We start from the raw sequence: 23,307 nt of genomic DNA, 5'->3' as shown, positions 1-23,307 counted from the left end.
GTTGAAAAGACATGACAGACGACCGCGAATATATCGAAACGGTCGTTGCCGCCGTCAAAGCGGAGTCGCCGCAAATCCGGTCGGTGGAACTGCGTTCCGTCTCTGCAATCCTGCCTCCGTGGACGGCCGGCTCGCATGTGCGCGTGAGGCTGCCCAACGGTGAAACGCGATCCTATTCGCTGATAAATGCGGATCCGGACAGCGTTGCGATCGACCGCCCGCAATCCTACCGACTGGGTGTACGCCTGGAAGAGAGTAGCAAGGGCGGGTCGCGCTACATTCACGATCTGAAGCCTGGCGATCATGTCTGGATTTCGAAGCCCGAGAATCGGTTTCCGCTGGAACCGGGGGAGCAGAGACCCTTGCTTCTCGCCGGGGGAATAGGCGTCACGCCTTTGCTGTCGATGGCAGCCACGCTGCGGGCGAGCGGAGCGGGGTTCGACATGGTCTATGCTGGCCGGGCCCGCGATCAGCTTGCCTTCCTGTCCGAACTCGAAGCTCTGTGCGATGGAAACCTCGCGATCCATACCGATGACCAGTCTGGTATTCTCGATATGGCCGCGATCCTGAACGGGCTTGCGGCGGACCGGCCGGTGTACATCTGTGGACCAAAGCCCATGCTGGATGCCGCGATCGAATATGCGCGGCAGCAGGAATGGCCGGCTGGACGCCTCAATTTCGAAATCTTCGCCGAACCGCAATCGCAGGAGGGCGACCAGCCATTTGACGTGGAATTGTCGCCTTCGGGCAAGCGCGTACATGTCGCTGCCGATCAGACCATCCTGGCAGCTCTCCTCGCGGCCGGAGAGGACGTCATGTACGACTGCGAACGGGGCGACTGCGGTATGTGCCAGGCCAGAGTTTTGGCGGGGGTGCCGGACCATCGCGATTATTATCTGAGCGATGCCGATCGCGCCTCGAACGAACTTATTCAAACCTGCGTTTCGCGATCGAAGACGCCTCTGCTGGTTCTGGAGTTCGACCAATGAGCGGCAAGGCGCTTCGCATTGGCATGATCGGCTACGGCGGCATCGGACGCTCGGTGGTCGACGCTCTCGAACATTCGGTCGATCTCAACGCGACGATCTCGGCAATATTGGCGCGCTCGCCCGTCTGTAATGCCCCGAGTCCGGTTGTCAGCGGTATCGCGGAATTACTCGCAACACGCCCGGACATCATCGTTGAATGTGCGGGTCATGATGCGGTTATCGCCTACGGAGAAACCGTGCTTCTTGCGGGCATCCCGATGATGATCGTATCGATCGGAGCACTGGCGGACCCGGACTTGCTTGTCCGTCTCCGGGAAGCGGCGCGCAACGGAAATGCACGCCTCATCCTGGCAGCCGGGGCGATGGCGGGAATAGAGGCGCTGGCCGCGGCCAAAATCGGTGGTCTCGATCGCGTATGCTATACCGGACGCAAGCCGCCGCGGGCATGGCAAGGCACCCAGGCTGGCGCCGCGGTTGATCTTGAGAATATCGACGAGCCCACGACCATTTACGAGGGCAACGCGCGCGAAGCCGCTCTGCTCTATCCCAAGAACTCGAACGTCGCTGCTACGGTCGCGCTTGCAGGGCTCGGGTTCGACAAGACCGAAGTGAGGCTCGTGGCCGACCCTGGTGTAACGAGCAATATCCATGAGCTGTCCTTCGAAGGAGCTGACGGCTCTTTTCAGGTGAGCATCAATGGCAAGCCATCGCTTGTTAATCCCAAGACCTCGGCGCTTACGGCGCACAGTATAGCGCGTCTGCTTGGCGGCCTGGCTCAGCCAATCGTCATATGAAGCAGGCGCTTTGGAAAGTGGAGCAGAGAACAGCGTGACCCATCCCTCTAAGGCAATCGTCATCACCGGCGCGAGCAGCGGTATCGGCGCGGCCGTCGCTGCCCGGTTTCTCGCTGACGGATATGGCGTGGTCGCTCTCAATCGTAGCGCAGCGTCTTCGCCATCGGGCCCGGATAACGAACATTACGTTCCCGTGCTGGGCGACGTCAGATCGATGGAGGACAACCAGCGCGCGGTTGCGATTGCGCTCGAGCGTTTCGGGCGCCTCAACGTGTTTATCGGCAATGCCGGAGTCTATGACCACAAGCGGCGGTTCGAGACCTACGACGAAGCAGAACTGGCGCAGGCATTCGACGAACTCTTCGGCATCAATGTCAAAGGTTATATGCTTGGTGCGCGCGCGGCGGCGCCGGCACTGAAGGCCTCGAACGGATCGATCATCTTCACCAGTTCGATCTCGGGCTCAATTCCCGGCTTCGGCGGCGCACTTTATGTTGCCGCCAAGCATGCCATAACGGGCCTGACACGGCAGCTGGCGCTGGAACTCGCGCCGGACGTGCGCGTCAATGCCGTGGCGCCCGGCTATGTTCCTACCCAGCTTCGAGGGCTCGAAAGCATGGCTCAGAAGGACGCAGTTGCGACCGGGCCTCAGGAGGCAAACATGCCATTGAGGCGTTTTGGCGAGCTCAGTGATTTCGCCGAGGCCTATCTGTTCCTGGCCTCCGCGGCGCGCGCCAATCTTGCCAGCGGAACGATCCTCACGCTGGATGGCGGTGTATCGATGCGCGGCAGCGGAGCGCCGGGTCCGATCGCGGGTTGACCGACTTATATCTGGTCAGCTTGCATGCCCGGCATTCGCCCTGCTTTGATCCCTCAGCCGTCCGGGCGTGATACCGTCACTCGCGCGTAGCCGGCGGGTCAAATGCGATGCGTCGGCAAAGCCGCACTCTACGGCGATTTGGGCGATCGACCACCCCGTATCCGTGATGAGCCGGCGCGCTTTCGCGATCCGCATCCGTTCGAGCGCTGCCTTCGGCGTCAATCCAAGCTCCGTCACGAAGAGGCGTGAGAGATGGCGAGGCGTCGAGCCTGCCAACCGCGCCAGGTCTGCCAGTTCGAGGCTGCGGTCGAGCAGACGCTCCATCGCGAGAACGGCCTTGCGTACACGTTGGTCGCGCGTTTTGGTAAAGATGTCGAGTGCGGGTAGCGGCTGTGTTGCTGCGCCGTCTGCCGCGGAATCTTCCAGCATGATGCGCAACCCTTTCGCGGCTGCCCCAGCTCCCAAATGCTTCTCAACCAGCCAACTCGCCAGGTGAATCGAGCTGACGCCACCCGGGCAGGTGATCCGATTGCCGTCCACCAGAAACATGCGGTCAGATACCAGCGCGAGTTCCGGGAACTCGGCAACATAATCCAGGTGATGAAACCAGCTCACGCACGCACGGCGTCCCTTCATCAAACCTGCGCGTGCAAGGGTCAGCACGCCATTGCACAGCCCCACCAATGGCGTCGTCTCCGCGACGTCTTTCAGATAGGCGGACAGAACGGGACTGTCGGGATCGGCTTCATGCAGCGTACCGCCCACCACGACGATATAGTCAAATCGAGGCACGTTCGTCAGATCGCTGGTTGGCTGGATGACGGTACCGTTGCTGGCGCGAACAGACTGGCGGCCTTCGCTCATGATCGTCCACTGACATCTCAGCTGTCGCGATCGATCCCCTTCGTCAGCGGCGAGGCGCAGCGTATCGATAAAGCCGGCGAAGGCGAGCATGGTGAAATTTTTAAGGGGAACGATCCCCACGCGCAGTTCGGGGACGCCGGGGGACATCGGTGGCGAAATAGATACTTCCATGACCAATATGTGCCAGAATCAGCAGCAATCGATAAGGCGCTATCGCGCGGTCAAACGATACCTAGCACTCCACCTGATTGACCGCCAATCCTCCTAGCGAGGTTTCTTTGTAGATCTCATTCATGTCGGCGCCCGTGCGCTTCATGGTGTCGATCACTCTATCGAGCGAGACGTGGTGAATGCCGTCGCCCAGCAACGCGATCTTTGCTGCATCCACCGCTTTCACCGCGCCCATCGCATTGCGCTCGATGCATGGAATCTGGACCAGCCCACCGATCGGATCGCAAGTCAGGCCGAGGTTATGCTCCATCCCGATCTCCGCGGCATTTTCGATCTGACGGTTCGTGCCGCCCAGCACGGCGCAAAGGGCTCCGGCCGCCATTGAGCAGGCGACGCCCACCTCGCCCTGACAGCCGACTTCCGCGCCTGAAATCGAGGCATTACGCTTATAGAGGGCGCCAATCGCGGCTGCGGTTAATAGAAAGATACGGTGCCCTTCCGAAGTGCCGCGATGATAATGGTCATAATAGCGCAAGACCGCGGGAATCACGCCGGCGGCACCATTGGTCGGGGCGGTAACGACGCGGCCGCCCGCGGCATTTTCTTCGTTGACCGCCATCGCCCAAAGGTTGATCCGGTCCATGGCCGCGAGTGGGTCGCTGGCGCCGGCGTCTTTCAACTCCAGCTTCTCGAACATCGAACGCGCGCGCCGCGCGACGCCAAGGTGACCCGGCAATTGTCCTGTCTGACGCAAACCTCGATCGATACAATCATTCATGGCCGAAGCGATTGCGTCCAGGCTCGACACTATTTCGCTTTCCCCGCGCCATGCCAATTCATTGGCCAGCATCAGTTCGGCGATGGTCAGGCCATGTTCGCTCGCTTGTCGAAGCAGATCTTCTGCGGAGCCGAAAGGAAACGGGGGCTCGCGCCTGTTGTCGGCTGCGAGAGGCTTGTCGCCATCGCTTTCCGCAATGACAAAGCCGCCCCCGATTGAATAATAGGTTTCGGCGGCGAGCACAGCCTCTCCGTCATCACGGGCTTCGATCTTGAGTGCATTTGCGTGACGCGCCAGGCGCTCGCGCTTTGCCCAGACGATGTGCTGGTCACGATCGAATCTAATGTCGCGCGTGCCCTGCAGCCGAAGCGTGCGTTGCGCCGCGACCTCCTGTAAAAGGCTTTCGGCGGCATCGGGGTCGAGGCGGTCGGGGGTGAGGCCCATCAGGCCGAGCTGAACCGCTCGGTCCGTCGCATGCCCCCGGCCGGTGAGCGCCAGCGATCCGTAAAGGGTCACCGTAATGGTAGAAACGCGTGGCAGAAGTCCGCGTGCTGCCAACTCGTCGACAAACCCGGCTGCGGCGATCATTGGCCCCATGGTATGACTGCTCGAGGGGCCGACGCCCTGCTTGAACAGCTCGAATGTGCTGATCATCATAACGACGAAGCGGCTTCGTCCTGAGCGCTGCCGATAACACCGCGCCGTCGGCGCGCTGCATCCAGCGTATTTTGAAGCAGATAGGCAATCGTCATGGGGCCAACACCGCCCGGAACCGGCGTGAGGGCTGAGACGACATTCGAGGCTTCGGCGAAAGCGACGTCTCCCACGATCCGGTCTTTCGCGCCTGCTTCCGATATGCGGTTGATCCCGACATCGATCACGATGGCTCCCGGCTTGAGCCAGCTCCCACGGATGAATTCGGGGCGACCGACTGCCGCTACGACAATATCGGCCTGCCGGACGATGTCGGGGAGGTTGATACTGCGCGAATGGGCCAGGGTGACCGTGCAGTTTTCTGCCAACAGAAGGTGCGCCATTGGCTTTCCGACAATATTGGATCGGCCGACGATCACTGCCGAGAGGCCGGAGAGATCTTCCCGCGCCGTTTTGAGCAGATGCAGCGCACCGCGCGGCGTGCAGGGGACGAGCCCGCTCATGCCGGTCGCCAAAGCGCCGGCATTCTGGGGATGAAAGCCGTCGACATCCTTGGAAGGGTCGATTGCCTGAATTACCTTCAGCGGGTCGATCGATGGCGGCAACGGCAATTGAACGAGTATGCCGTCGACGGCTTCGTCGCGGTTGAGCTGGTCGATCAAAATCAGCAGTTCCGCTTCTTCGGTGCTCGCCGGCAATCTGTGCTCGATCGAGTTCATGCCGACCTCGGCCGTCATCCGGGCTTTCGATCGGACGTAGACCCCGCTCGCGGGATCGTCGCCGACGAGGACCACAGCGAGGCCCGGCCTGTCGTGCTGGGGGAAAGCGGTGACCTGGCGAGCGATCTCCTGTCTCAGCCGCCGCGCCTCGGCGGCCCCGTCGATACGTGCTGCCGTCATGGCTCAGTCTCGAAACACGACGGTTTTGGCGCCGTTGGCAAAAGATCGGCCTGCAAGATGGAATGCGACCGCGCGGGCCAGGACTCTTCGCTCGATGTCGCGACCTTTGCGTACCAGGTCTTCGGCGCTATCCTGATGGCTGATGCGCTCGACGTCCTGCTCGATGATCGGGCCTTCGTCGAGATCTGCGGTCACATAATGTGCCGTGGCGCCGATCAGTTTGACGCCACGTTCGTGCGCCTGGTGATAAGGCTTGGCACCCTTGAAACCAGGGAGGAAGCTATGGTGGATGTTGATGCAGCGCCCGCTGAGGAACGCGGCAAGATCGTCCGAGAGGATCTGCATATAGCGGGCCAACACGATAAGCTCGGCTCCGGTCTCGTCCACCAGTGCCTTGATGCGTGCTTCCTGCTCGGCCTTCGTGTCCTTCGTGACGGGCAGATGGTGAAACGGAATATCGCCAAAGTCCAGGTTGCGGTGAATCTCGCGCGGATGGTTCGAAACGATGCCGACCGGATCCATTTTCAGCTCACCGATACGCCAGCGGTACAACAGATCGACCAGGCAATGGTCGAACTTTGAAACCAGCAGCAGTACCTTGCGCCTCTCCTCCGCCATTCGCATGGCCCAGTCCATGCCGTGCTCGTTTGCGTGGATCGCGAAGCTCCCGCGAAGCGCCTCGAACGCAGCCTCGTCTTGCAAGGTAAAGGTGATACGCACGAAGAACATGCCCGTATCGGCATCGCAAAAATGGTGGGCTTCCTGCACGTCCGCGCCATGACGAAAGAGCTCGGTCGTGATCCCCGCCATGATGCCCGGCTTGTTGGGGCACGACACCGTGACGCAGAAGAGCGTTGGAGTGCGGCGCGTATCGGCGGTCGCGGGATGCGCCGCGGGATTGTTGCTGTAGTTCATTGCTATGGTCCGCTTCAAAGGTTCGCGATGACGGCCGCCCAATGGCGCGTCAGATGGTCGGAATAAGAACGTAAGGCGCGAAGGCACCATTCATCGGCCTGGCGGCCGCGCCAGAGCACTATTTCGGTTTGCCCGAAAACCGTGCGCGTGGCGCGAACAGAGGGAAATGCCTTCTCGTCGAGGTCGAGCGGACAGCCGGCTGCCAACACAGTCCGGGCGGCATCGCCCCGCACACACCATTCCACTTCGCGATCAGAGATATCGACGATCGAAATCGGTCCCGCACTTCCCAACTCGAATAGCGCGCTTGCGGCAGATCCGTCCGCAGCACGCAGCAGCCACTCGTCGGGACCCAAATGAGCCGCCCAGCGACCATCCTCCTCTTGGACCGAAAGAGGGTCAGCCGGAAGCGGCGCGCGCCAGGCTTTCGCCGCCTCGTCGACTTGGGCGGCGCGCGCGCGAAGCGACCAGGCGTACCGCGGAGTGGCGGTGCCGATCTCCACGCGCGTCGTCTTGAGGCTCGCGATCCGCCGTTCGATGTCTGGATCAAGCATTGACGCGCTCTCCTGCGGGATCGAAAAATACCGGCTCACCAATGCGCCAAGGGGTCGGGGGACCGCCGAGCGTCGTAACCTCAATGGTTTCGCCATGACGCGCGCGGCCATCGGCGAGCAAAGCCAGGGCGATCGGCCCGCCGGCGGCGTCGCTCCAATAAGCCGAGGTGACATGGCCCTGCGACGAGGGGCGAGATGCCGGGCCGGTTGCGATGAGTTGAGCTCCCTCGTCCGGGACACGGTCATGGCCGATCGGCCGTAGACCGACCAATTGCTTGCGCCCCGGTCGTACGAGATCAGGGCGAGCCAGCGATCGCTTGCCAACGAAATCGGGTTTGGTTTTCCCGATCGCCCAAGTGAGCCCGACGTCGTCCGGCGTCACCGTGCCGTCCGTTTCCTGGCCCACGATGATGAAACCCTTCTCGGCGCGAAGAACGTGAATGGCCTCGGTTCCATAGGGTACGGCGCCATGCCGTTCGCCTTCGGCGATGAGAGCATTCCAGATCTCTGCACCGCGCGAGGAGGGGACATTGACCTCGAAGCCGAGTTCGCCCGTGAAGCTCACGCGGAACAGGCGCGTAGGAACGCCCAGGATCATACCCTCGCGGACAGACATGTGCGGAAAGGCCTCGTGAGAGAGGTCGATGCCTTCTACCAGCGGTTCGAGAATGTCCCTGGCTTTTGGGCCTTGTACCGCGATAACCGCCCATTGCTCGGTCGTCGAGGTCAGCCATACATCGAGATAGGGCCACTCGGTCTGGAGATAGTCCTCCATCAGGTTGAAGACATTGGCTGCGCCGCCCGAGGTGGTGGTAACGTGAAAACGATCATCTGCAATGCGGCCTACGACGCCATCATCGAACACATAGCCATCTTCACGCAGCAGCACGCCGTAGCGACATGATCCGACTTTCAGCTTGGACCACGCGTTGACATACATCCGGTTCATGAATTCGGCGGCATCCGGGCCGACGACCTCGATCTTGCCGAGCGTTGAAGCATCCAGAATGCCGGCCGTGGCGCGCGTAGCCCGGCATTCGCGCCGGACGGCGCTTTCCATGTCTTCGCCATCCCGCGGAAAGTAACGCGCGCGCTTCCACAGGCCGACATCCTCGAACACGGCACCATGAGCTACGGCCCAATCATGCGAAGGGGTTCGCCGCGAAGGTACGAAGGTGTCGCCGCGATTATACCCGGCCAATGTCCCGAACGGGATCGGGGTGTAGGGAGGGCGAAAGGTGGTAATTCCCACTTCCCCCATCGTGACGCCCATCGCGTCGCCTGCGACTGCCATGGCGTTCAGGTTTGACGTCCGGCCCTGATCGGTAGCCATCCCGGTCGTGGTGAAGCGCTTGAAATGCTCGACCGACAGGAATCCTTCCCGAACCGCAAGGCGCAGGTCCTTCGTCGTCACATCATTCTGATAATCGACAAACGCCATCGACGCCGTGCCGCCCAGTGCGATCGGGACATTCCGCATGTCATAATCCCTGTCCCGGTGGTCACACCGTGGTGGAGACTGCGTCGATGCCTGATCGGCTCCGGTGCGGCCAGCGGCGAAGCCCTGCTCCAGCGCTGTGCCCAGACCGAAATCCCCCCGGCAGGCGCCGACGCACGCAATACCGTGAAGCGAATTTGCCGGCACATAGGCCTCGATGGTTTCCTCGAACCGGGTTTTGCCGCGGGCTTGCGAGAACAGATGGATCGCGGGCGTCCAACCACCCGCCATCGCCACGACGTCGCATGCGAGCCTATGGGTTGTCCCGTCCGGGAGCTGGACTTCGATCGAGCGGACGCGCGATTTTCCCTTTGCCCTGACGGGGCGTGTAGCTTCGAGAACGTTGATGCCGATCGCAACGGCTTCGCGCTTGAGGTCGCTCGGCGCGGCAGAACGCAGGTCACAGATGCAGACCTCGAGGCCGCTTCTGGCCAAGGTGACCGCCGCAGAATAACCAGAATCATCCCGCGTGAGGACGACGGCCCTACGGCCAAGTCGCACGCCATAACGAGCCACATAGGTCTGCGCCGCCGATGCGAGCATGACCCCCGGCAGGTCGTTCCGGCCGAAAAGCACCGGGCGCTCATGCGCGCCGGTCGCGAGGATGACCTGCTCGGCGCGGACGCGGTGCCAGCGCTGACGGAGCTCCGGTCCGGCCGCTGGCGGCCGATGGTCGCTAACCCGTTCCGCGATGTCGACCATGTTATGCGTTCCGTAACGGAAGCCAGTCGCGCGGGTGAGTATTTTGACATTGGGGCGGCTGGCAAGGATGCTCCGGACCTTGTCGATCCATTTTCCCGCGGAGAGCCCATCGATCCTTGCGGAGGGATCGCGTAGCAGCGACCCGCCAAGTTCGCTGCCTTCGTCGCACAATATGATACGTTTGTCTTGGTCGCTCGCCGCCAGCGCCGCGGCGAGACCAGCCGGGCCCCCGCCGATGATCAGCAACTCACAGTGGCTGAATTGCACGTCATAGCGATCGGGGTCCGCGCTGACCGGCGGCCGGCCAAGACCCGCTGCCCGCCGGATGTTCGGCTCGTAGAGCTTCTTCCACGCCCAGGAGGGCCACATGAAGGTCTTGTAGTAAAAGCCGGCCGGGATCAGCTTAGAACCCAGTCCGTTGACCGCCCCGATGTCGAATCGCAGCGACGGCCACCGGTTCTGGCTGCGCGCGACGAGACCGTCATATAGTTCGACGGTTGTGGCCTGCACATTGGGCTCGCGGCGGCCTTCGCCGCGGTCGATCTCGACCAGTGCGTTCGGCTCTTCGACGCCCGCGCCGACGACACCGCGCGGTCGATGATATTTGAACGAGCGACCCACCAGGCTGACACCGTTTGCCAGCAAGGCGCTGGCGAGAGTGTCGCCGGCGTATCCGGTCATCGAACGGCCGTCGAAGCTGAAACGAAGCACCGTGCGGCGATTGATCCGCCCGCCCGTCTGCAATCTGCTGAAAGCGGTCATTCGCCTTCCCCTTTGGTTGGGCGAGGCGATCCGGCAGGATAGCTCGTCAGGAATTCGTCGGTTACCGTGTTGCGGATGGCGTTGAAGTAGCGCCTGCAACCGTGGACATGCTGCCACCGCTCGGCATGTTCGCCGGCTGGATTGCTTTTCTCGTAGAGAAACGCGCGCCATTCATTATCGTCGAGCGCACTGGGATCGTCCGGCCGGCTGATATGGGCTTCGCTACCGTAGCGAAATTCAATTTCGGGACGAGGTCCGCAAAAGGGGCATTGAATCAGAAGCATAAAAGACCTCAGTGGGCCACGGCGGCAGCTGCCGCCTCGTTGATGAGGTTGCCGGAGGTGAAGCGCTCTAATGAAAAAGGCGCCGCGATCGGATGGGGTTCACCAGTGGCGAGCGTGTGCGCGAAAACATGTCCCGAACCTGGCGTAGCCTTGAAGCCGCCCGTTCCCCATCCGCAGTTGAGAAACAAACCGGGCACTGATGTTTTGCCGATGATCGGGGACCGGTCCGGAGTCAGGTCTACGATCCCGCCCCAATTGCGCATCATCCGCATCCGGGCAAATTGTGGAAATAGCTCGCATACGGCCTCGATCGCCTGCGTGGCGACGTGCGCGCTTCCCATCTGGCTGTAGCTGACATAGGCGTCAGAGCCGGCGCCTATGACCAGTTCGCCCTTATCGGACTGGCTGATATAGCCATGCACCGAGTTGGACATGACCACGCAATCCAGCACCGGCTTTACCGGCTCGGATACCAACGCCTGCAGCGGATAGCTTTCGATCGGCAAGCGCAAGCCGGCCATAGCTGCGACGTTGGAACTGCGTCCGGCTGCGACGATCCCGACCTTGTTGGCGCCAATGAATCCGCGGGTGGTGTCGACACCCGTGACCGCTCCGGCTTCGTTTCGAACGATGCCGGTAACTGCGCAATTTTCGATGATATCGACGCCTCGGGCGTCCGCGGCGCGGGCATAACCCCACGCGACGGCATCATGTCGCGCCGTACCGCCACTGCGCTGGAGCGCGCCGCCCATGATTGGATAGCGAGCACTCGTCGACATGTTGAGGGCCGGGCAAAACTCTGCCACCTCTTCGCGCGTGAGCCAGGCATTGTCGACGCCGTTGACCGAATTCGCGTGAACGTGGCGCTTGCTTGACTGAACGTCATGGACCGTGTGGGCCAGCATGAGGATACCACGCGGGCTGAACATCACATTGTAGTTGATGTCCTGGCTCAGGTTCGCCCAGAGCTTCAGAGCGTGATTATAAAGAGCAGCGCTTTCGTCGAAGAGATAATTCGAGCGAATGATGGTGGTGTTTCGGCCCGTGTTTCCGCCGCCGATCCACGACTTCTCGAGGACCGCGACATTTGTGACGCCATGAACTGCGGCAAGATAATAAGCTGTCGCCAGACCATGGCCGCCGCCGCCGATGATGATGATATCATAGCTCGGGCGAGGCGACGCTTTGCGCCATTGGCGAGGATAGCAGGTCTGGCCGCTCATCGCGCCGCGAAGAAGAGTTAGGGCAGAGAATTTCATCGGTGCATGATGCGTCACGCGACCGTTGGAGAATTGAACAGAATAGCCAAATGATGGTCTATTCAGGCCATGGCGTTCGCCGCTGCCTGTGACCTCGCCTGCTGGCAAGATGCGGGCGTTCGAGCGCCATTCACCATAGGTTTCGCGCAGACGCGAATCGCGTACCTTGCCGGGCGCATCTGGCGCCCGGGCATAGCCTTGCAGCCAGATCGCCGGTCGGGCAGGAACCTAGGACTCGGATATCGACGTGCGCCGGGTCGTCAGGCGCTAGGCGCGCGCGGCCTTCGACAACCGCAAGCTGCGGAGTTCGCGGCGGCATGCCGTGCGCCGGACGCGAACCCGCAGTTCAATTCTCGTACAATCCAGATCAGCCTCGGTGCAAAGGCGGGAGCTGATCCTCGAGTTTAGCAGCGCTTATCCGAAGATCAGCGACTGATGCGCTGCTCCCCCGGCGAGAACGCCGGCAGCTGCTGCGAGGGTAGCATTCGGCATGGGCGCTGCGACGTCGCCGGCAGCGAACAGATTCGCCACGCTGGTCTGTTTTCGCTCGTCAACCTTGAGGTAGGGACCCATTGGCCCCTCCTCCGTCGAACATCCGAGCCGGAGCGCCAGATCGCTGACAAAGCGCGTTCGCGGCATAAGGAACAATGCTCCGAGCGGCAGGACGCGACCATCCTGCAACCGTACCGCTTCCATCTCGGGCGCGGCTCCCACAAGCTCCACGATAGGCGCATTTTCGATTTGCACGTTTCGCTTCGCAAGCAGGGCTAGGTCCTCTGGCGATGGCTGGACAACGCCCATTGTGAAGAGCGTCACTGGTCCCCAGTCCGCGACGAGCGCAGCCTGGTGAATCGATCCGGGCCCTGAGCCGAGCACGCCGATCCGGCGGTCTGCCACCTCATAGCCGTGACAATATGGACAATGGAGGACGGTGGCACCCCAGCGATCCTCCAGGCCGGCTATCTGCGGCAATTCATCCTTGACCCCGGTCGCCAGCACCAGCCGGGCTGCACTAATCTTCTGACCGTTCGATAATTCGATACTGAAGGCCTGCTCGGATTGGGCGACCGCCGACGCTTCCGCGTGAATGATTTGAGCCGTCGGATAGGCAAGAAGCTGGCTGCGACCGATATCGACAATTTCCTGCGGTGCTCGGCCGTCTTGGCCGAGGAAGCCGTGGGATGTCTTGGCAAAGCGATTTCGCGGAAGGCCGGCATCAATCACGAGGACCTTGCGGCGCGCGCGCGCGAGCTGCATTGCGGCGGACAGGCCCGCGAAACTTCCACCGATAACGGCAGCATCATATTGCATATACCCGACTCCTTTTGCGGCAGCTTTCCCCATCCAAGTGGGGGTGAGGGAAGCGACGGCCGAAACTCCGACGAACGCTCTTCTTGAAAACAAAACACACCTCGGTCGATTCGTATCTCGTCGAGTTACAAATAAGCTCAAGGGCCTGCTTACGCAATCCCTGACATTACATTATTTGCATGGATCGACGCGTCGATAGAGATGCCGGTTTCGGGAAATAGCGCCGTCCATGGCCGCGGATGACGGCGCCCGGCTTTTACGGTTCAAACCGAATGAGGATTGTCATCCCAGCCGCGGGCGCGGCAAATTTCATCAAATTGTTGTGCCAGGTCTGAAAGGGCAACGGCTTCAAAGCGTTCCATGAGGAGCGCTTCAGCCTCGTTGAGAGCGTCGTTCATTGCTCCGTTCACGACGCGCTCGACGGCGCACTCCGGATTATCGTTGATGTTACCGATAGCGAAGATGGTCGAACCGCCGAGCGCCTTGTAGATGTCGAGAAGCGAGACATTGCTTAGATCTTTCGCAAGGGTCCAGCCGCCGCCATGTCCCTTCTCGGAGCGAACATAGCCGGCTTCTCTCAGCCCCGCCATGGTGCGGCGGACAAGTACCGGGTTGGTGTTCAGCATTTTGGCGATCTGGTCGGAGGTAAACGCCACATCCTGCCTCGCCATGTGCAGCAGCACATGGAGCATTCGGGACAATCTGCCGTCCGTTCTCGCGCGGCGATCCTTGGTCATATGGTTCGATTTGTCCTGATCTGCGGGCCCATGAATGTCGCTCCTGCCCAATCCCGGATTGCCGGGCAAGCCAACTCACAACGCATTTAGGATGTCCTCCAGCGGCGAACTTTACAAGGAGCGCTCGATGCGGTGCCTCAATAAGCTGATCGATGCGTGTGAATCAGAGGCTGCGAAAAATAATGTAGGCTGCGACGGTGAAAATCAGGCCCGCGAAGACATTGAGGAGCGATCCCGAACGAGAGAAGCGGTGCGAGAGCCTGGTCCCGAGAGTCGCGCCCGCACTTCCCCCGAGAATGAATGCGCCGGCCAACGACCAGTCCACCAAGCCCGAAAGGGCGTAACTGGCAGCGGTCGTTACTCCGAAGGCGGTAACAGCAAGGAGGCTGGTTCCAACCGCATCGATCGCTCGCATCCGGGTGGCGCGCATCAGTCCGGGTACGATCAGAAAACCACCGCCAATCCCGAAAAAGCCTGACATCGCTCCCGTAGCCGTCCCGATACCCAGAACGGAAGGAGCGTTGCGACGGTCGCACTTCGGATCGACCACTCCATCCTGTCGCCGGTTGCGGAGCATCGACACTCCTACGACGATCATGATGACGGCGAACAGGAGGAGAAGCTTCTGTCCGTCGACGGCCATTCCAGCTTTTGCGCCCACAAGTGCTCCAGCCATTCCGCTTGCTGCGAATATAAGCCCGCACGACCAGTTCACAGTCTTGGCACGCGCATGATGGATAAGCGCCATCGCTGAGTTCGCGGAGACCGACAATGCCGACGTTCCGATCGCGATATGCGGATTACCCACCCCGATAATGTAGATCATCATCGGCAATGCGAGGATCGATCCACCGCCGCCGACGAGCCCGAGAACAAGTCCGATGGAGCCACCGCAAAGTGCCCCGAGAAACAAATGGAAGAGGTCATGCATGGTCAGAAGACATCGATCGGTATGCGGATGTAACGCAGGCCATTTGCTGCCGGTTCGGGTAAGCGACCACCACTTAGCACTACTTTGGCAGATTATTCGGATCGGTCGCTGTAACCAGTTTATTGCAGTGAGGGCAGATCGTCGGTGGCGGTCTTGCGAAGAGGTTGATTATCGCCTGCCTGACGGCAGGCATGGTCGGTTGCGGCGGCGGTCCCGAGTTTCTTTTTTTTCCGCCCCGCTGCGCTTAGACGGCGGGACTGAAGAAAGGCATAGGCGATCATCGTCATCAGCGCGTGTCGGTGTAGTCCGGTCCATGATCGGCCCTCAAAGTGGTCGAGACCGAGTTCCTCCTTCAGCTGCTGATGCGCCTGCTCGCAGATCCACCGCGCCTTGATGGCACCGGCGAGCGCCTTGATCGGCGTGTCGGCTGGCAAGTTCGAGAGATAGTATTTTTGCTCTCCGCTTTCGCGCCGTTCCCCCACCAGCCAGACTTCCTCCTCGCTGGGCATGGCCTGGACCCGCCCGTCACTCATGCGGTGCCTGTGGCCATCGGCCACCCGGACGCGGCATGCCGCAAATTTACAGGTCAGCTTGCCTTTGGTCCCGCGTCGCCAGCTGATTTTCTTCCATTTTTCTTCTCCCAGCATCTTTTCGGCAGAAACGGCGGTGCGGTCGGGGACGTGATATTTGCGGCGCCTGCCTGTTGCTGCCTCGGGAAAGATCAGCCCGGTGTCTGCCGGATAGACATTCTGACGCCGTGACATGCCCACCGCCCACCGCAAACCACGCTCGCTCAGAGCCTGGCGGAAGGGGCCGCTCGCCCCGTAGCCGGCGTCGGCTAGAACGCAGCCGAACCGAGTGCCCGAGGCAATGACCCGATCGATCTCCTCGATAGCGATCTCCGGCTTTGTGCGAGCGACTTGTCGCTCCTGGGGGACACGGGCGCGCTCCATGCGGGGGGCGTCGTCCGTCCAGCTTTCAGGCAAAAAGAGCCGCAGGCCCACCATCACCGGAACCTCCCCGGACGCTAGCGTCACCGAAACGAGGGATTGGCAGTTCGAGGTCTTGCCAAGGGAGGAGGCGTATTGCGCAGCCACGCCGACCGAATGACGGCCCTTCTTCGGCAAGGCAGTATCGTCAATGACCAGATATCCCGCTTCGTCTCCAACCAGACGATCGGCTTCCTTCAGAAGAACAGCCTCGAGCGGCGCACTATCCCACACCCCGTCCGCGACGAAATGATGCAGTTGGTCGTAGCCAAACTCACCATCACGAGCCGCCATCGGCTGCACGCTCTTGCGGTCACCGGGGCCGATCAATCCCGCGATATAGGCCGGGCACACACGCTTCCGCGCCTTGTGCCGCAACGCCGACAAAAATGGCGTCAGCCAAACCTCAAGATCATTGCGCCAATCCTCTGACATCGCCAGCCTCCATAAAAGCTGGCTCCCCATGAATCAGGGAAATCTCCTTTTGGGAATCCCAAAAATCACATTTCTGCCAAAGTAGTGTTAGATTGACCTGTAGCGAAGGTATGAAAAGTGCGGGCAGCGCCAGCGTCCGATCGCGGTTCGTTCGCATTGACACAAACTCCTCCTCACCAATTCCGTCACGGACATGTATATTTGCTGCCCGCTGCGCACCGATTGTGGTCTGGCAGACATATTCATCCCGACCGGGTGGCGGATAATCGTGACACAGGAAAATCCGGGTTTCGTCCGGCAGGGAGAACAGGCGGCGAACCGATTTGTGGAGCTGAACTGCATCACCGCCCGGGAAGTCGGTTCGCGCCGTCCCTACATCCGGCATGAAAATCGTATCGCCGACAAAAGCCGCGTTACCAATGACCACGGCTATATCGGCGGGAGTATGGCCCGGCAGATGGAGGATCGTGCCTTCGATCTCGCCTAAGCTAAATCGCTCGCCATCCTCGAAAAGATGATCGAACTCGAACGGACGCTCCAGTTCGTCTTGGCGAAAATATCGACGGAAATGCCTCTGCACCCGGACGATGTCGCGTCCTATCGCCAGCTTTCCGCCGAGCTTGTCTTGCAGATATGCGGCCGCGGATAGATGGTCGGCATGCGCATGGGTTTCGATGAGATATTGGATATCGATTCCAACTGCCGATGCATAGGCAGCCATACGATCCGCCATGGTATATGAAATGCGCCCGGACGCTGGATCGAATCCCATAACGGGGTCGATCACAGCGCCCTTCCGGCTCACAGGGTCATGGACGACATAGCTGAATGCGTTTGTCGTCGCGTCGTGAAACGCACGGACATATGGCCTCTTATCATGATGATGGACGGCGCTCTCAATTTGGCGGCGCGCCGCTTCGATCGCGACGTCCATCTTTCAGTCTTCCCAGGTCAGAGCGGGCAAGCCCTGCGTCGCGGCCCGAAGATCGGCCGGAAAGGGCACGCTCGTCGCACTCGGGCGGGCTGCGAACCGATGGAACCAATCCATGAGACGCGGCGCATCGTCGGGATAGGGTACATCATACAGATCGTGAGCGAATTGAATCGTCGAATAGGTGATGCAGTCGGCAATCGTGGGAGCATTCCCAACGAGGAATTCGCATTCCTTCTCGGACATCAGCATGTCGATTTCCCGGAGCCGGCGATAATACCATTCTGCGCCAAGCCGGGCCGCATCGCGATTGAGCTCCTCCCGGCCAGTGAAGAGGGGGCTGGCCTTGCGAACCCAGAAGCTGAACATGGTGGTCGCCTCGTCTGCGAGGGCGACGAATTCTCGCGTGCGGGCCTTTTCGGCCAGCGTGCCCCCGATCATGGGAGGCGTCGGGTAGCGTTCCTCGAGATACTCGAGGATCGCAATCGATGACCGGATGATGATGTCCTGATCGACTTGCAGGATCGGCACGGTGCCGAGCGACGACAGCTTCGGCATGTCTTTGGGCGGCCAGCCCTGGCTCAGGTCGAAGGGCGAACGTTCGACATCCGTTATCCCTTTCTCGGCGAGGTAAATGCTCACACGGCGCGGATAGACGCCAAATTCCATCTCATAGAGTTTCATCAAAGGTTTCCTCACTCATGACAGGCTCCGACAGCGGGTCTCCTATCATGTAACTCAAGAAGTATCGTGATTCAAGCCCGGGATGAAATTGATTTGTCCGCTGTGTGAGGCGCGCCCGTTGGAGCGCTTCGTTTCGGGTTGGACCGGCGAGTTTCGAAGTCGACGTGCTGAAACAACGACGCCAAGTTCACCGCATAAGTACCAACTCCTCGGCCATCGAAGGGTGAAGCGCGATAGTCTCGTCGAACTGTGCCTTGGTGAGTCGTGCTTTCACCGCAATCGCGGCCGCTTGCAGGATTTCGGGGGCGTCGGGGCTGATCATGTGAATGCCCAGGACGACGTCGGTTTCGGCATGGACGACCAGTTTGTAGAGTGATCGTTCCTGTCGCCCGGCGAGGACATTGCGCATCGGCCTGAAATCCGAGGTGTAGATTTTCACCGCGCCGAACTGTTCGCGCGCTTCGCGCTCGGTAAACCCGACACCCGCCATTGGTGGACTGGAGAAAACCGCGCTCGGGATCGTCGCATAGTCGACTCGGGTCGGCTTGTTGCCGAAGATAGCATCTGCGAAGGCCTGGCCCTCGCGGATCGCGACGGGGGTCAATTGCACCCGATTGGTGACATCGCCAATCGCGAAGATCGACGGCACCGACGAACGGTAATCGGCGTCGACCATAATTGCGCCCTTGTCGTCGATTTTCACTCCGGCCTCCTCGAGGCCAAGCCCTTCGATTTTCGGGCTGCGGCCGATTGCGAACAGCAGAAGGTCGGTGTCGCAACCGGGGTGCTCGTCAAAATGAACGCGGAGCGTTTCGTCGTCCTTCTTTTCGATTCTCTCGAAGTTGGCGTTGAAGATGAACTCGATTCCCTTCTGGGTGGAGATTTGGAGCAGCCGGTCGCGAATTTGCTCATCGTAACCGCGCAGGATCTGGTCCGAGCGGTTGACCACCGTTACGTGGCAGCCCAGCGCATGGAAGATGCCCGCAAATTCGTTGGCGATATAGCCGGCGCCAGCGATCATAACGCGCCGGGGCAGTTTCTCGAGATAGAAGACCTCGTTGGAGGTAATGCCTAACTCGGCCCCCGGTACCTTGGGCACCATAGGCCACGCACCGGTCGCAACGAGAATATATCGGGAACTCACCTCGCGGCCGCTCTGGAGCATCACCTTGTTCGGCCCGGAGATGGTAGCGCGCTCGCGGAAAAGCTCCACATCATTGTTGTCGAGCGTGTTGGTATAGAGACCCTCAAGCCGATCCACATCGGCATTGATATTGTCGCGCAGCGTCTCCCATTCGAAGCTCGTCTCGCCTAGATTCCAGCCATAATGTGCGGCATCGCGCACATCTTCGGCGAAATGCGAGCCATAGACCAACATCTTCTTGGGCACGCAGCCGCGGATCACGCAGGTGCCGCCGACGCGATGTTCCTCCGCAACAGCCACGTTGGCGCCATGGGCTGCCGCGACACGCGCCGCGCGGACCCCGCCCGAGCCAGCTCCAATTACGATCAGGTCAAAATCATACTCCATCATATGATCTTGATGGGCAGGTTGGATGGTCGGGGATTGTTTCAAACGGGCATTTTTTGGAATGAAATGGCCTTGAACAGTTGAGCTGGCGGGCGAGCGTTGCGCCGCGCTCCCGCTTTTCGCTGGAGAGGGAGAGGGCCTGCGGCATGCCGTGACGGGCATTTGCCGGGAGAGAGGCTCCCGGACCCGTCGTGGAGAACAGCCATGACATTTCCCAGCCCGAGCCAATCCGCCGGCAAACCCCAGGGCTATAAGGTCGACATCTCGCGCGGACAGCGGATCGGCCGCGTTTCTTCGGAATGGTTTTCGCGCCCTGACGACGAACGGTTCCTGTCACTCGGCGACCTTTATGAAACTGTCCGGGCGCGCGCCGAGGCGGCAACGGCGCGCACGGTCGAAACACGCGCGATCCGCGTCGAAGCGGCTGCCGACAATCCCGAGCGCCTGAGCCTCATCCTGCCCGAACGGCCCGAGCCCGTGGCTCCCACGCACTGGTCGTTCGGCCAGCTCTGCAGTCTCGTGGGCGCACCCGCGGGATATTTGCGCCAGCTGCCTGCGGCCCTGGCGGGGATCAACATGCAGCACGGCTTGCTCGCGCATCGCGGCGAACTGGTGAAGACCCTCGAGACCGGAGACGGGCGAACCGAGCTGCGCGCCGTGACCGGGCCGGACTATGGCCGCATCTGGGATCATGAGCTGGTTTCCGCGGTCATGAAGATCGCCGGCAACGGGACGGGCGACACGCGATGGAAGGTGCCGGGTCTGCTTGACTGGACGACGATGCGCCACGATCCCTTCGTCGAAGTCACAAAGGATACGACGACCCTTTATGCTCCGGAACGACCACTATCTCAGCATTATTGCGCGTTTTCTATATTGAGTTAAAATTGCGCTGAGGTGCGGCATGGTTTTGCAGGCGCATGGGGACATCAAATATCTGTCGAGCCAGCCGCTCAGCGATGCGGTGGACTGGCCGACATTGCGCGTGGAGCATCGGTTGCTGCAACCCGGCGAGCAGGCGGCACTGACGCCGCAATGCACGGAGGTAGTGCTGATGCTTTCGGGCCGGGCGGGAGTCAGTCGCACGGGCGACGGGCAGACGCAGGAGGTCTTCGCTCAGCCCGGCATGGGCTGGATCGTGCCGGTGGGCACGGAGGAAAGCCGTATTGAACTCACCGGCTCGATGGAATGCCTGCATCTCTATCTGCCCTCCACGCTGATCGATCACAGCGCGCTCGCTGATTACGATCTCGATCCCGACAAGGTGCGTCTCGCCTATGCCGGAGGCTTTGCCGATCCGATGCTGCATCAGATCGGGATGGCGTTCCGTTCGATGCTCGGCCGCGAGGTGCAGTCGACCGACCGGCTGTTCGTCGACGGAATGCAGGCGGCGCTCGCCGGGCATCTGCTTGGGCACTATGCGGCGGACCGCTGGCGGCCGCCGAGCCGCGCCCCCTCGCTGGAGCCGCGACGCCTCGCGCGCGTGCTCGATTTCATCGAGGCGCGGCTAGCCGACGACCTTTCGCTTGACGATCTTGCGGCGGAGGCATTTCTCAGTCCGTTTCACTTCTCGCGTCTGTTTCGTGAGGCAACCGGCCTGACACCGCACCGTTATGTCACCGAGCGGCGCGTGCAGGCCGCGCGCGAGAAGCTGGCGCTCCATCATAGTTCGCTTGTGGAAATCGCGCTCGATACCGGCTTCGGCTCGCAGGCGAACTTCATCCGTGTGTTCCGCAAGGCGACCGGCCTGACGCCCGGTCAATACCGCGAGCAGCATCGCCGGTAATTCGTACCACAGGTTCGCAGGACATTTACTTCAGCAATATCTGCGCATCGCTCCGCAGGATGTGGAAATACCCCCGCATCGCCGCCGCCTAAACCTGTCTTATCGGAACGGGGAACTTCCTCTCCGTCCCGATCCTCGAAGGCAGGAGAACTGGCATGATTACCATCGACCAGGCCCGGACAGTCATCGCCGCCGGCGAGGCCCGGGCTTCTGAAATCGGCGTTGCCGCGAACATTGCGGTTCTCGACGGCGCCGTCCACCTGAAGGCGTTCAGCCGGATGGACGGAGCGCTGCTCGGCTCCATCGACATCGCCATCGGCAAGGCCCGCACATCGGCGCTCTTCGGCATGGCGACACAGGATGTCGGCGAGTTCTGCAAGACCGGCGGCACCTCGCCGGGGCTGGAGAACAGCAATGGCGGCCTCGTCGTCTTCGCCGGCGGCCTCCCTATCCGGGACGCCCAAGGCACGTTGATCGGCGCGGTCGGGGTCTCCGGCGGCGCGGTCGCGCAGGATCTCGCCATAGCAGAGGCCGCTGCGGCGGCGATCGGCAGCTGATTACTCACCAACAGATCTCAATGCACTCAAGACCTTGAAAGGATATTCATCATGACGACCAAGACCATCCTCATCACCGGCGGCGCCACGGGCTTTGGCAAGGCTGCTGCCATCGGCATGGCCCGCAACGGGCATAATATCATCGCCACGGCGCAGGTCTCCTCGCAGGTCACGCCGCTGCGCGAGGAAGTCGAAGCGCTGGGGCTGTCCGACAAGATCCGTGTCGAGCGGCTCGACCTCACCGATCCCTATGACATCAAACAGGCGTTCAAGTGGGACTTTGACGTGCTGTGGAACAATGCCGGCATGGGCGAACCCGGCCCGGTGTGGGAAATCCCCGTCGATATCGTTCGCAGGAACTATGAAGTGAACGTCTTCTTGCCGCTCGAGCTGACGCAGGGCGTCGTCCAGCGCTGGGTCCGCGAAGGTAAGGCGCAGGGCAAGAAGGTAGTCTACACCTCCTCGATGGGCGGCCTGTTCACCCCGGCGAACTGGGGCACCTATGTCTCCACCAAGCACGCCCTCGAGGCGTTCGCGGAGGCGATGCAGCAGGAGCTTCGCGCTTACGGCATCAAGGTCCAGACCATCAATCCGGGCGCCTATTACACCGGCTACAACGAGACGATGGCCGACAATCCGTTCCGCTGGCTCGACGACAATGTGAACTTCACCAAGCGTGCCGATCTGCGCAAGGGCTTCGACGATTTCTTCGCCACGCCCGAGGGCCGGATGGACCCGCAGGAGATGATCGATCGCATGATCGAGATCGTCCCGGCGGACGAAGGCAAGTTCCGCAACGTCTGCCCCAAGGCCATCGAGGACATGCTCAAACAGCACCAGCTCGACGCCTGGGAAAACCGCATCTGATCCCCCGCCTGAGCGGTGCTCCTTGCCCGGAGCGCCGCTCCCTTCTTCCCCCATCAAGGAGTTTCATCATGCTCACCGCTTTGAAATCCCGCACAAGCCGCATCTACAATGCGGCGCTTGGCGTCGGCGCGACCGCGCTGGCCCTGATGGCGCTTCAGCCCGAAGCGCAGGCACAGACCCTCACCGAAACCGAAGAGCGCAACAAGGCCGTGATCGGTGCCAGCTTCGACGCCTGGCGCGCTGGCACCGGCGGCCCGTTCGACCTGCTGGCGGACGACGCCCGCTGGACGATCGAGGGCAACAGTGTCGCTTCGAAAACCTATCCCACGCGGGAGGACTTCATGCGCGAAGTCATCCGCCCGTTCAACGCGCGGATGAAGACGCCGCTGAAGCCCGCCGTTCGCAGCCTTTATGCCGACGGAGACACTGTGGTGGTATTCTTCGACGCACGCGCCACTGCCCGCGACGGCGAGCCTTACGTCAACACATACGCTTGGTTCCTCGACATGCGGGCCGGGCGGATCGTGCGCGCATCGGCCTTTTTCGATGCCATCGCATTCAACGATCTCTGGTCGCGCGTCGAACCCGTGCCGGCCAACTGACTA

22 protein-coding genes and 1 pseudogene are annotated in these 23,307 nt (G+C 61.2%); 8 read left to right on the top strand and 15 right to left on the bottom strand.

Annotated elements, in window-relative coordinates:
• The first annotated feature begins 11 nt into the window (after positions 1 to 11).
• From LH20_RS03830 to LH20_RS03820, 3 genes are read left to right on the top strand one after another with little or no spacing between them, the layout of a single operon-like run.
• Entirely contained in the window at positions 12 to 989 is a 978-nt protein-coding gene (locus LH20_RS03830) for a PDR/VanB family oxidoreductase (protein ID WP_053553077.1), read from the top strand.
• Positions 986 to 1,783 (top strand): aspartate dehydrogenase, encoded by a 798-nt coding sequence (locus LH20_RS03825; protein ID WP_053553076.1) that lies wholly within the window; start codon positions 986 to 988, stop codon positions 1,781 to 1,783. Before LH20_RS03830 ends, LH20_RS03825 begins: the two co-directional genes overlap by 4 nt.
• On the top strand, positions 1,752 to 2,603 hold the full coding sequence (locus LH20_RS03820) for an SDR family NAD(P)-dependent oxidoreductase (protein WP_235527105.1): 852 nt from the start codon (positions 1,752 to 1,754) through the stop codon (positions 2,601 to 2,603). The genes LH20_RS03825 and LH20_RS03820 overlap by 32 nt, the downstream gene beginning before the upstream one ends.
• A gap of 15 nt (positions 2,604 to 2,618) precedes the next feature.
• On the opposite strand, the gene LH20_RS03815 is transcribed toward LH20_RS03820, so the two are convergent.
• From LH20_RS03815 to gorA, 15 genes are all read right to left on the bottom strand, one after another.
• Positions 2,619 to 3,638 (bottom strand): GlxA family transcriptional regulator, encoded by a 1,020-nt coding sequence (locus LH20_RS03815; RefSeq protein ID WP_083455270.1) that lies wholly within the window; start codon positions 3,636 to 3,638, stop codon positions 2,619 to 2,621.
• A 61-nt stretch (positions 3,639 to 3,699) separates the two neighbouring features.
• Complete coding sequence (locus LH20_RS03810; RefSeq protein WP_053553073.1) at positions 3,700 to 5,073, bottom strand: L-serine ammonia-lyase; 1,374 nt, start codon at positions 5,071 to 5,073, stop codon at positions 3,700 to 3,702.
• Positions 5,070 to 5,969: a bifunctional methylenetetrahydrofolate dehydrogenase/methenyltetrahydrofolate cyclohydrolase FolD gene (gene folD / locus LH20_RS03805; RefSeq protein ID WP_053553072.1), complete on the bottom strand. Its 900-nt coding sequence runs from the start codon at positions 5,967 to 5,969 to the stop codon at positions 5,070 to 5,072. Before folD ends, LH20_RS03810 begins: the two co-directional genes overlap by 4 nt.
• Positions 5,970 to 5,972: 3 nt before the next feature.
• Positions 5,973 to 6,806 (bottom strand): formyltetrahydrofolate deformylase, encoded by an 834-nt coding sequence (purU, locus tag LH20_RS03800; RefSeq protein ID WP_442800461.1) that lies wholly within the window; start codon positions 6,804 to 6,806, stop codon positions 5,973 to 5,975.
• Positions 6,807 to 6,898: 92 nt separating this feature from the next.
• On the bottom strand, positions 6,899 to 7,438 hold the full coding sequence (locus LH20_RS03795) for a sarcosine oxidase subunit gamma (RefSeq protein ID WP_053553071.1): 540 nt from the start codon (positions 7,436 to 7,438) through the stop codon (positions 6,899 to 6,901).
• The gene (locus LH20_RS03790) at positions 7,431 to 10,400 is read right to left on the bottom strand and encodes a sarcosine oxidase subunit alpha family protein (protein ID WP_053553070.1); all 2,970 of its coding nucleotides are present in this window, start codon (positions 10,398 to 10,400) and stop codon (positions 7,431 to 7,433) included. The genes LH20_RS03795 and LH20_RS03790 overlap by 8 nt, the downstream gene beginning before the upstream one ends.
• Positions 10,397 to 10,684 carry a sarcosine oxidase subunit delta gene (locus LH20_RS03785; protein WP_053553069.1) on the bottom strand — a complete coding sequence of 96 codons (288 nt, stop codon included), beginning with the start codon at positions 10,682 to 10,684 and terminating at the stop codon, positions 10,397 to 10,399. The genes LH20_RS03790 and LH20_RS03785 overlap by 4 nt, the downstream gene beginning before the upstream one ends.
• An 8-nt stretch (positions 10,685 to 10,692) precedes the next feature.
• Positions 10,693 to 11,943 carry a sarcosine oxidase subunit beta family protein gene (locus LH20_RS03780; RefSeq protein WP_053553068.1) on the bottom strand — a complete coding sequence of 417 codons (1,251 nt, stop codon included), beginning with the start codon at positions 11,941 to 11,943 and terminating at the stop codon, positions 10,693 to 10,695.
• A 414-nt stretch (positions 11,944 to 12,357) separates the two neighbouring features.
• Complete coding sequence (locus tag LH20_RS03775) at positions 12,358 to 13,254, bottom strand: NAD(P)/FAD-dependent oxidoreductase (protein WP_053553067.1); 897 nt, start codon at positions 13,252 to 13,254, stop codon at positions 12,358 to 12,360.
• Positions 13,255 to 13,517: 263 nt separating this feature from the next.
• Positions 13,518 to 13,991 carry an Rrf2 family transcriptional regulator gene (locus tag LH20_RS03770; RefSeq protein WP_053556077.1) on the bottom strand — a complete coding sequence of 158 codons (474 nt, stop codon included), beginning with the start codon at positions 13,989 to 13,991 and terminating at the stop codon, positions 13,518 to 13,520.
• A gap of 163 nt (positions 13,992 to 14,154) precedes the next feature.
• Positions 14,155 to 14,922, bottom strand: coding sequence for a sulfite exporter TauE/SafE family protein (locus LH20_RS03765; protein ID WP_053553066.1), 768 nt, complete (start codon positions 14,920 to 14,922; stop codon positions 14,155 to 14,157).
• 119 nt (positions 14,923 to 15,041) lie between these two features.
• The gene (locus LH20_RS03760) at positions 15,042 to 16,346 is read right to left on the bottom strand and encodes an IS701 family transposase (RefSeq protein ID WP_053552719.1); all 1,305 of its coding nucleotides are present in this window, start codon (positions 16,344 to 16,346) and stop codon (positions 15,042 to 15,044) included.
• Positions 16,324 to 17,280, bottom strand: a complete 957-nt coding sequence (locus tag LH20_RS03755) for an MBL fold metallo-hydrolase (protein WP_053553065.1) — start codon at positions 17,278 to 17,280, stop codon at positions 16,324 to 16,326. The genes LH20_RS03760 and LH20_RS03755 overlap by 23 nt, the downstream gene beginning before the upstream one ends.
• Positions 17,281 to 17,283: 3 nt before the next feature.
• Positions 17,284 to 17,961, bottom strand: coding sequence for a glutathione S-transferase family protein (locus tag LH20_RS03750; RefSeq protein ID WP_053553064.1), 678 nt, complete (start codon positions 17,959 to 17,961; stop codon positions 17,284 to 17,286).
• Between the two features lie 187 nt (positions 17,962 to 18,148).
• Entirely contained in the window at positions 18,149 to 19,495 is a 1,347-nt protein-coding gene (gene gorA / locus LH20_RS03745; RefSeq protein ID WP_053553063.1) for a glutathione-disulfide reductase, read from the bottom strand.
• A 201-nt stretch (positions 19,496 to 19,696) separates the two neighbouring features.
• On the opposite strand from gorA, the pseudogene LH20_RS03740 reads away from it, so the two are divergent.
• The 5 genes and pseudogenes from LH20_RS03740 to LH20_RS03720 form a co-directional block, all read left to right on the top strand.
• Positions 19,697 to 20,335, top strand: a pseudogene (locus LH20_RS03740) (DUF932 domain-containing protein); the annotation flags it as partial.
• A gap of 61 nt (positions 20,336 to 20,396) precedes the next feature.
• Positions 20,397 to 21,278 carry a helix-turn-helix domain-containing protein gene (locus LH20_RS03735; protein WP_053553062.1) on the top strand — a complete coding sequence of 294 codons (882 nt, stop codon included), beginning with the start codon at positions 20,397 to 20,399 and terminating at the stop codon, positions 21,276 to 21,278.
• 155 nt (positions 21,279 to 21,433) lie between these two features.
• On the top strand, positions 21,434 to 21,835 hold the full coding sequence (locus LH20_RS03730) for a GlcG/HbpS family heme-binding protein (RefSeq protein WP_053553061.1): 402 nt from the start codon (positions 21,434 to 21,436) through the stop codon (positions 21,833 to 21,835).
• A 51-nt stretch (positions 21,836 to 21,886) separates the two neighbouring features.
• Positions 21,887 to 22,702 carry an SDR family oxidoreductase gene (locus tag LH20_RS03725; protein ID WP_053553060.1) on the top strand — a complete coding sequence of 272 codons (816 nt, stop codon included), beginning with the start codon at positions 21,887 to 21,889 and terminating at the stop codon, positions 22,700 to 22,702.
• 68 nt (positions 22,703 to 22,770) lie between these two features.
• Positions 22,771 to 23,304, top strand: a complete 534-nt coding sequence (locus LH20_RS03720) for a nuclear transport factor 2 family protein (protein ID WP_053553059.1) — start codon at positions 22,771 to 22,773, stop codon at positions 23,302 to 23,304.
• Positions 23,305 to 23,307 lie beyond the last annotated feature (3 nt).

It is taken from the genome of Sphingopyxis sp. 113P3 (assembly GCF_001278035.1).
GTDB lineage: Bacteria > Pseudomonadota > Alphaproteobacteria > Sphingomonadales > Sphingomonadaceae > Sphingopyxis.
The sequence above is the reverse complement of the archived record's forward strand: the minus strand, read 5'-3'. Positions and strand labels throughout refer to the sequence as shown.

Coding starts and splice junctions, on each gene's coding strand:
- LH20_RS03780 (WP_053553068.1), bottom strand. CDS start 11,943: ATGAAATTCTCTGCCCTAACTCTTCTTCGCGGCGCGATGAGCGGCCAG.
- LH20_RS03795 (WP_053553071.1), bottom strand. CDS start 7,438: ATGCTTGATCCAGACATCGAACGGCGGATCGCGAGCCTCAAGACGACG.
- LH20_RS03765 (WP_053553066.1), bottom strand. CDS start 14,922: ATGCATGACCTCTTCCATTTGTTTCTCGGGGCACTTTGCGGTGGCTCC.
- LH20_RS03730 (WP_053553061.1), top strand. CDS start 21,434: ATGATTACCATCGACCAGGCCCGGACAGTCATCGCCGCCGGCGAGGCC.
- LH20_RS03775 (WP_053553067.1), bottom strand. CDS start 13,254: ATGCAATATGATGCTGCCGTTATCGGTGGAAGTTTCGCGGGCCTGTCC.
- LH20_RS03815 (WP_083455270.1), bottom strand. CDS start 3,638: ATGGAAGTATCTATTTCGCCACCGATGTCCCCCGGCGTCCCCGAACTG.
- LH20_RS03760 (WP_053552719.1), bottom strand. CDS start 16,346: ATGTCAGAGGATTGGCGCAATGATCTTGAGGTTTGGCTGACGCCATTT.
- LH20_RS03770 (WP_053556077.1), bottom strand. CDS start 13,991: ATGACCAAGGATCGCCGCGCGAGAACGGACGGCAGATTGTCCCGAATG.
- LH20_RS03755 (WP_053553065.1), bottom strand. CDS start 17,280: ATGGACGTCGCGATCGAAGCGGCGCGCCGCCAAATTGAGAGCGCCGTC.
- LH20_RS03725 (WP_053553060.1), top strand. CDS start 21,887: ATGACGACCAAGACCATCCTCATCACCGGCGGCGCCACGGGCTTTGGC.
- LH20_RS03790 (WP_053553070.1), bottom strand. CDS start 10,400: ATGACCGCTTTCAGCAGATTGCAGACGGGCGGGCGGATCAATCGCCGC.
- LH20_RS03810 (WP_053553073.1), bottom strand. CDS start 5,073: ATGATGATCAGCACATTCGAGCTGTTCAAGCAGGGCGTCGGCCCCTCG.
- LH20_RS03750 (WP_053553064.1), bottom strand. CDS start 17,961: ATGAAACTCTATGAGATGGAATTTGGCGTCTATCCGCGCCGTGTGAGC.
- LH20_RS03720 (WP_053553059.1), top strand. CDS start 22,771: ATGCTCACCGCTTTGAAATCCCGCACAAGCCGCATCTACAATGCGGCG.
- gorA (WP_053553063.1), bottom strand. CDS start 19,495: ATGATGGAGTATGATTTTGACCTGATCGTAATTGGAGCTGGCTCGGGC.
- LH20_RS03825 (WP_053553076.1), top strand. CDS start 986: ATGAGCGGCAAGGCGCTTCGCATTGGCATGATCGGCTACGGCGGCATC.
- LH20_RS03830 (WP_053553077.1), top strand. CDS start 12: ATGACAGACGACCGCGAATATATCGAAACGGTCGTTGCCGCCGTCAAA.
- LH20_RS03785 (WP_053553069.1), bottom strand. CDS start 10,684: ATGCTTCTGATTCAATGCCCCTTTTGCGGACCTCGTCCCGAAATTGAA.
- LH20_RS03735 (WP_053553062.1), top strand. CDS start 20,397: ATGGTTTTGCAGGCGCATGGGGACATCAAATATCTGTCGAGCCAGCCG.
- folD (WP_053553072.1), bottom strand. CDS start 5,969: ATGACGGCAGCACGTATCGACGGGGCCGCCGAGGCGCGGCGGCTGAGA.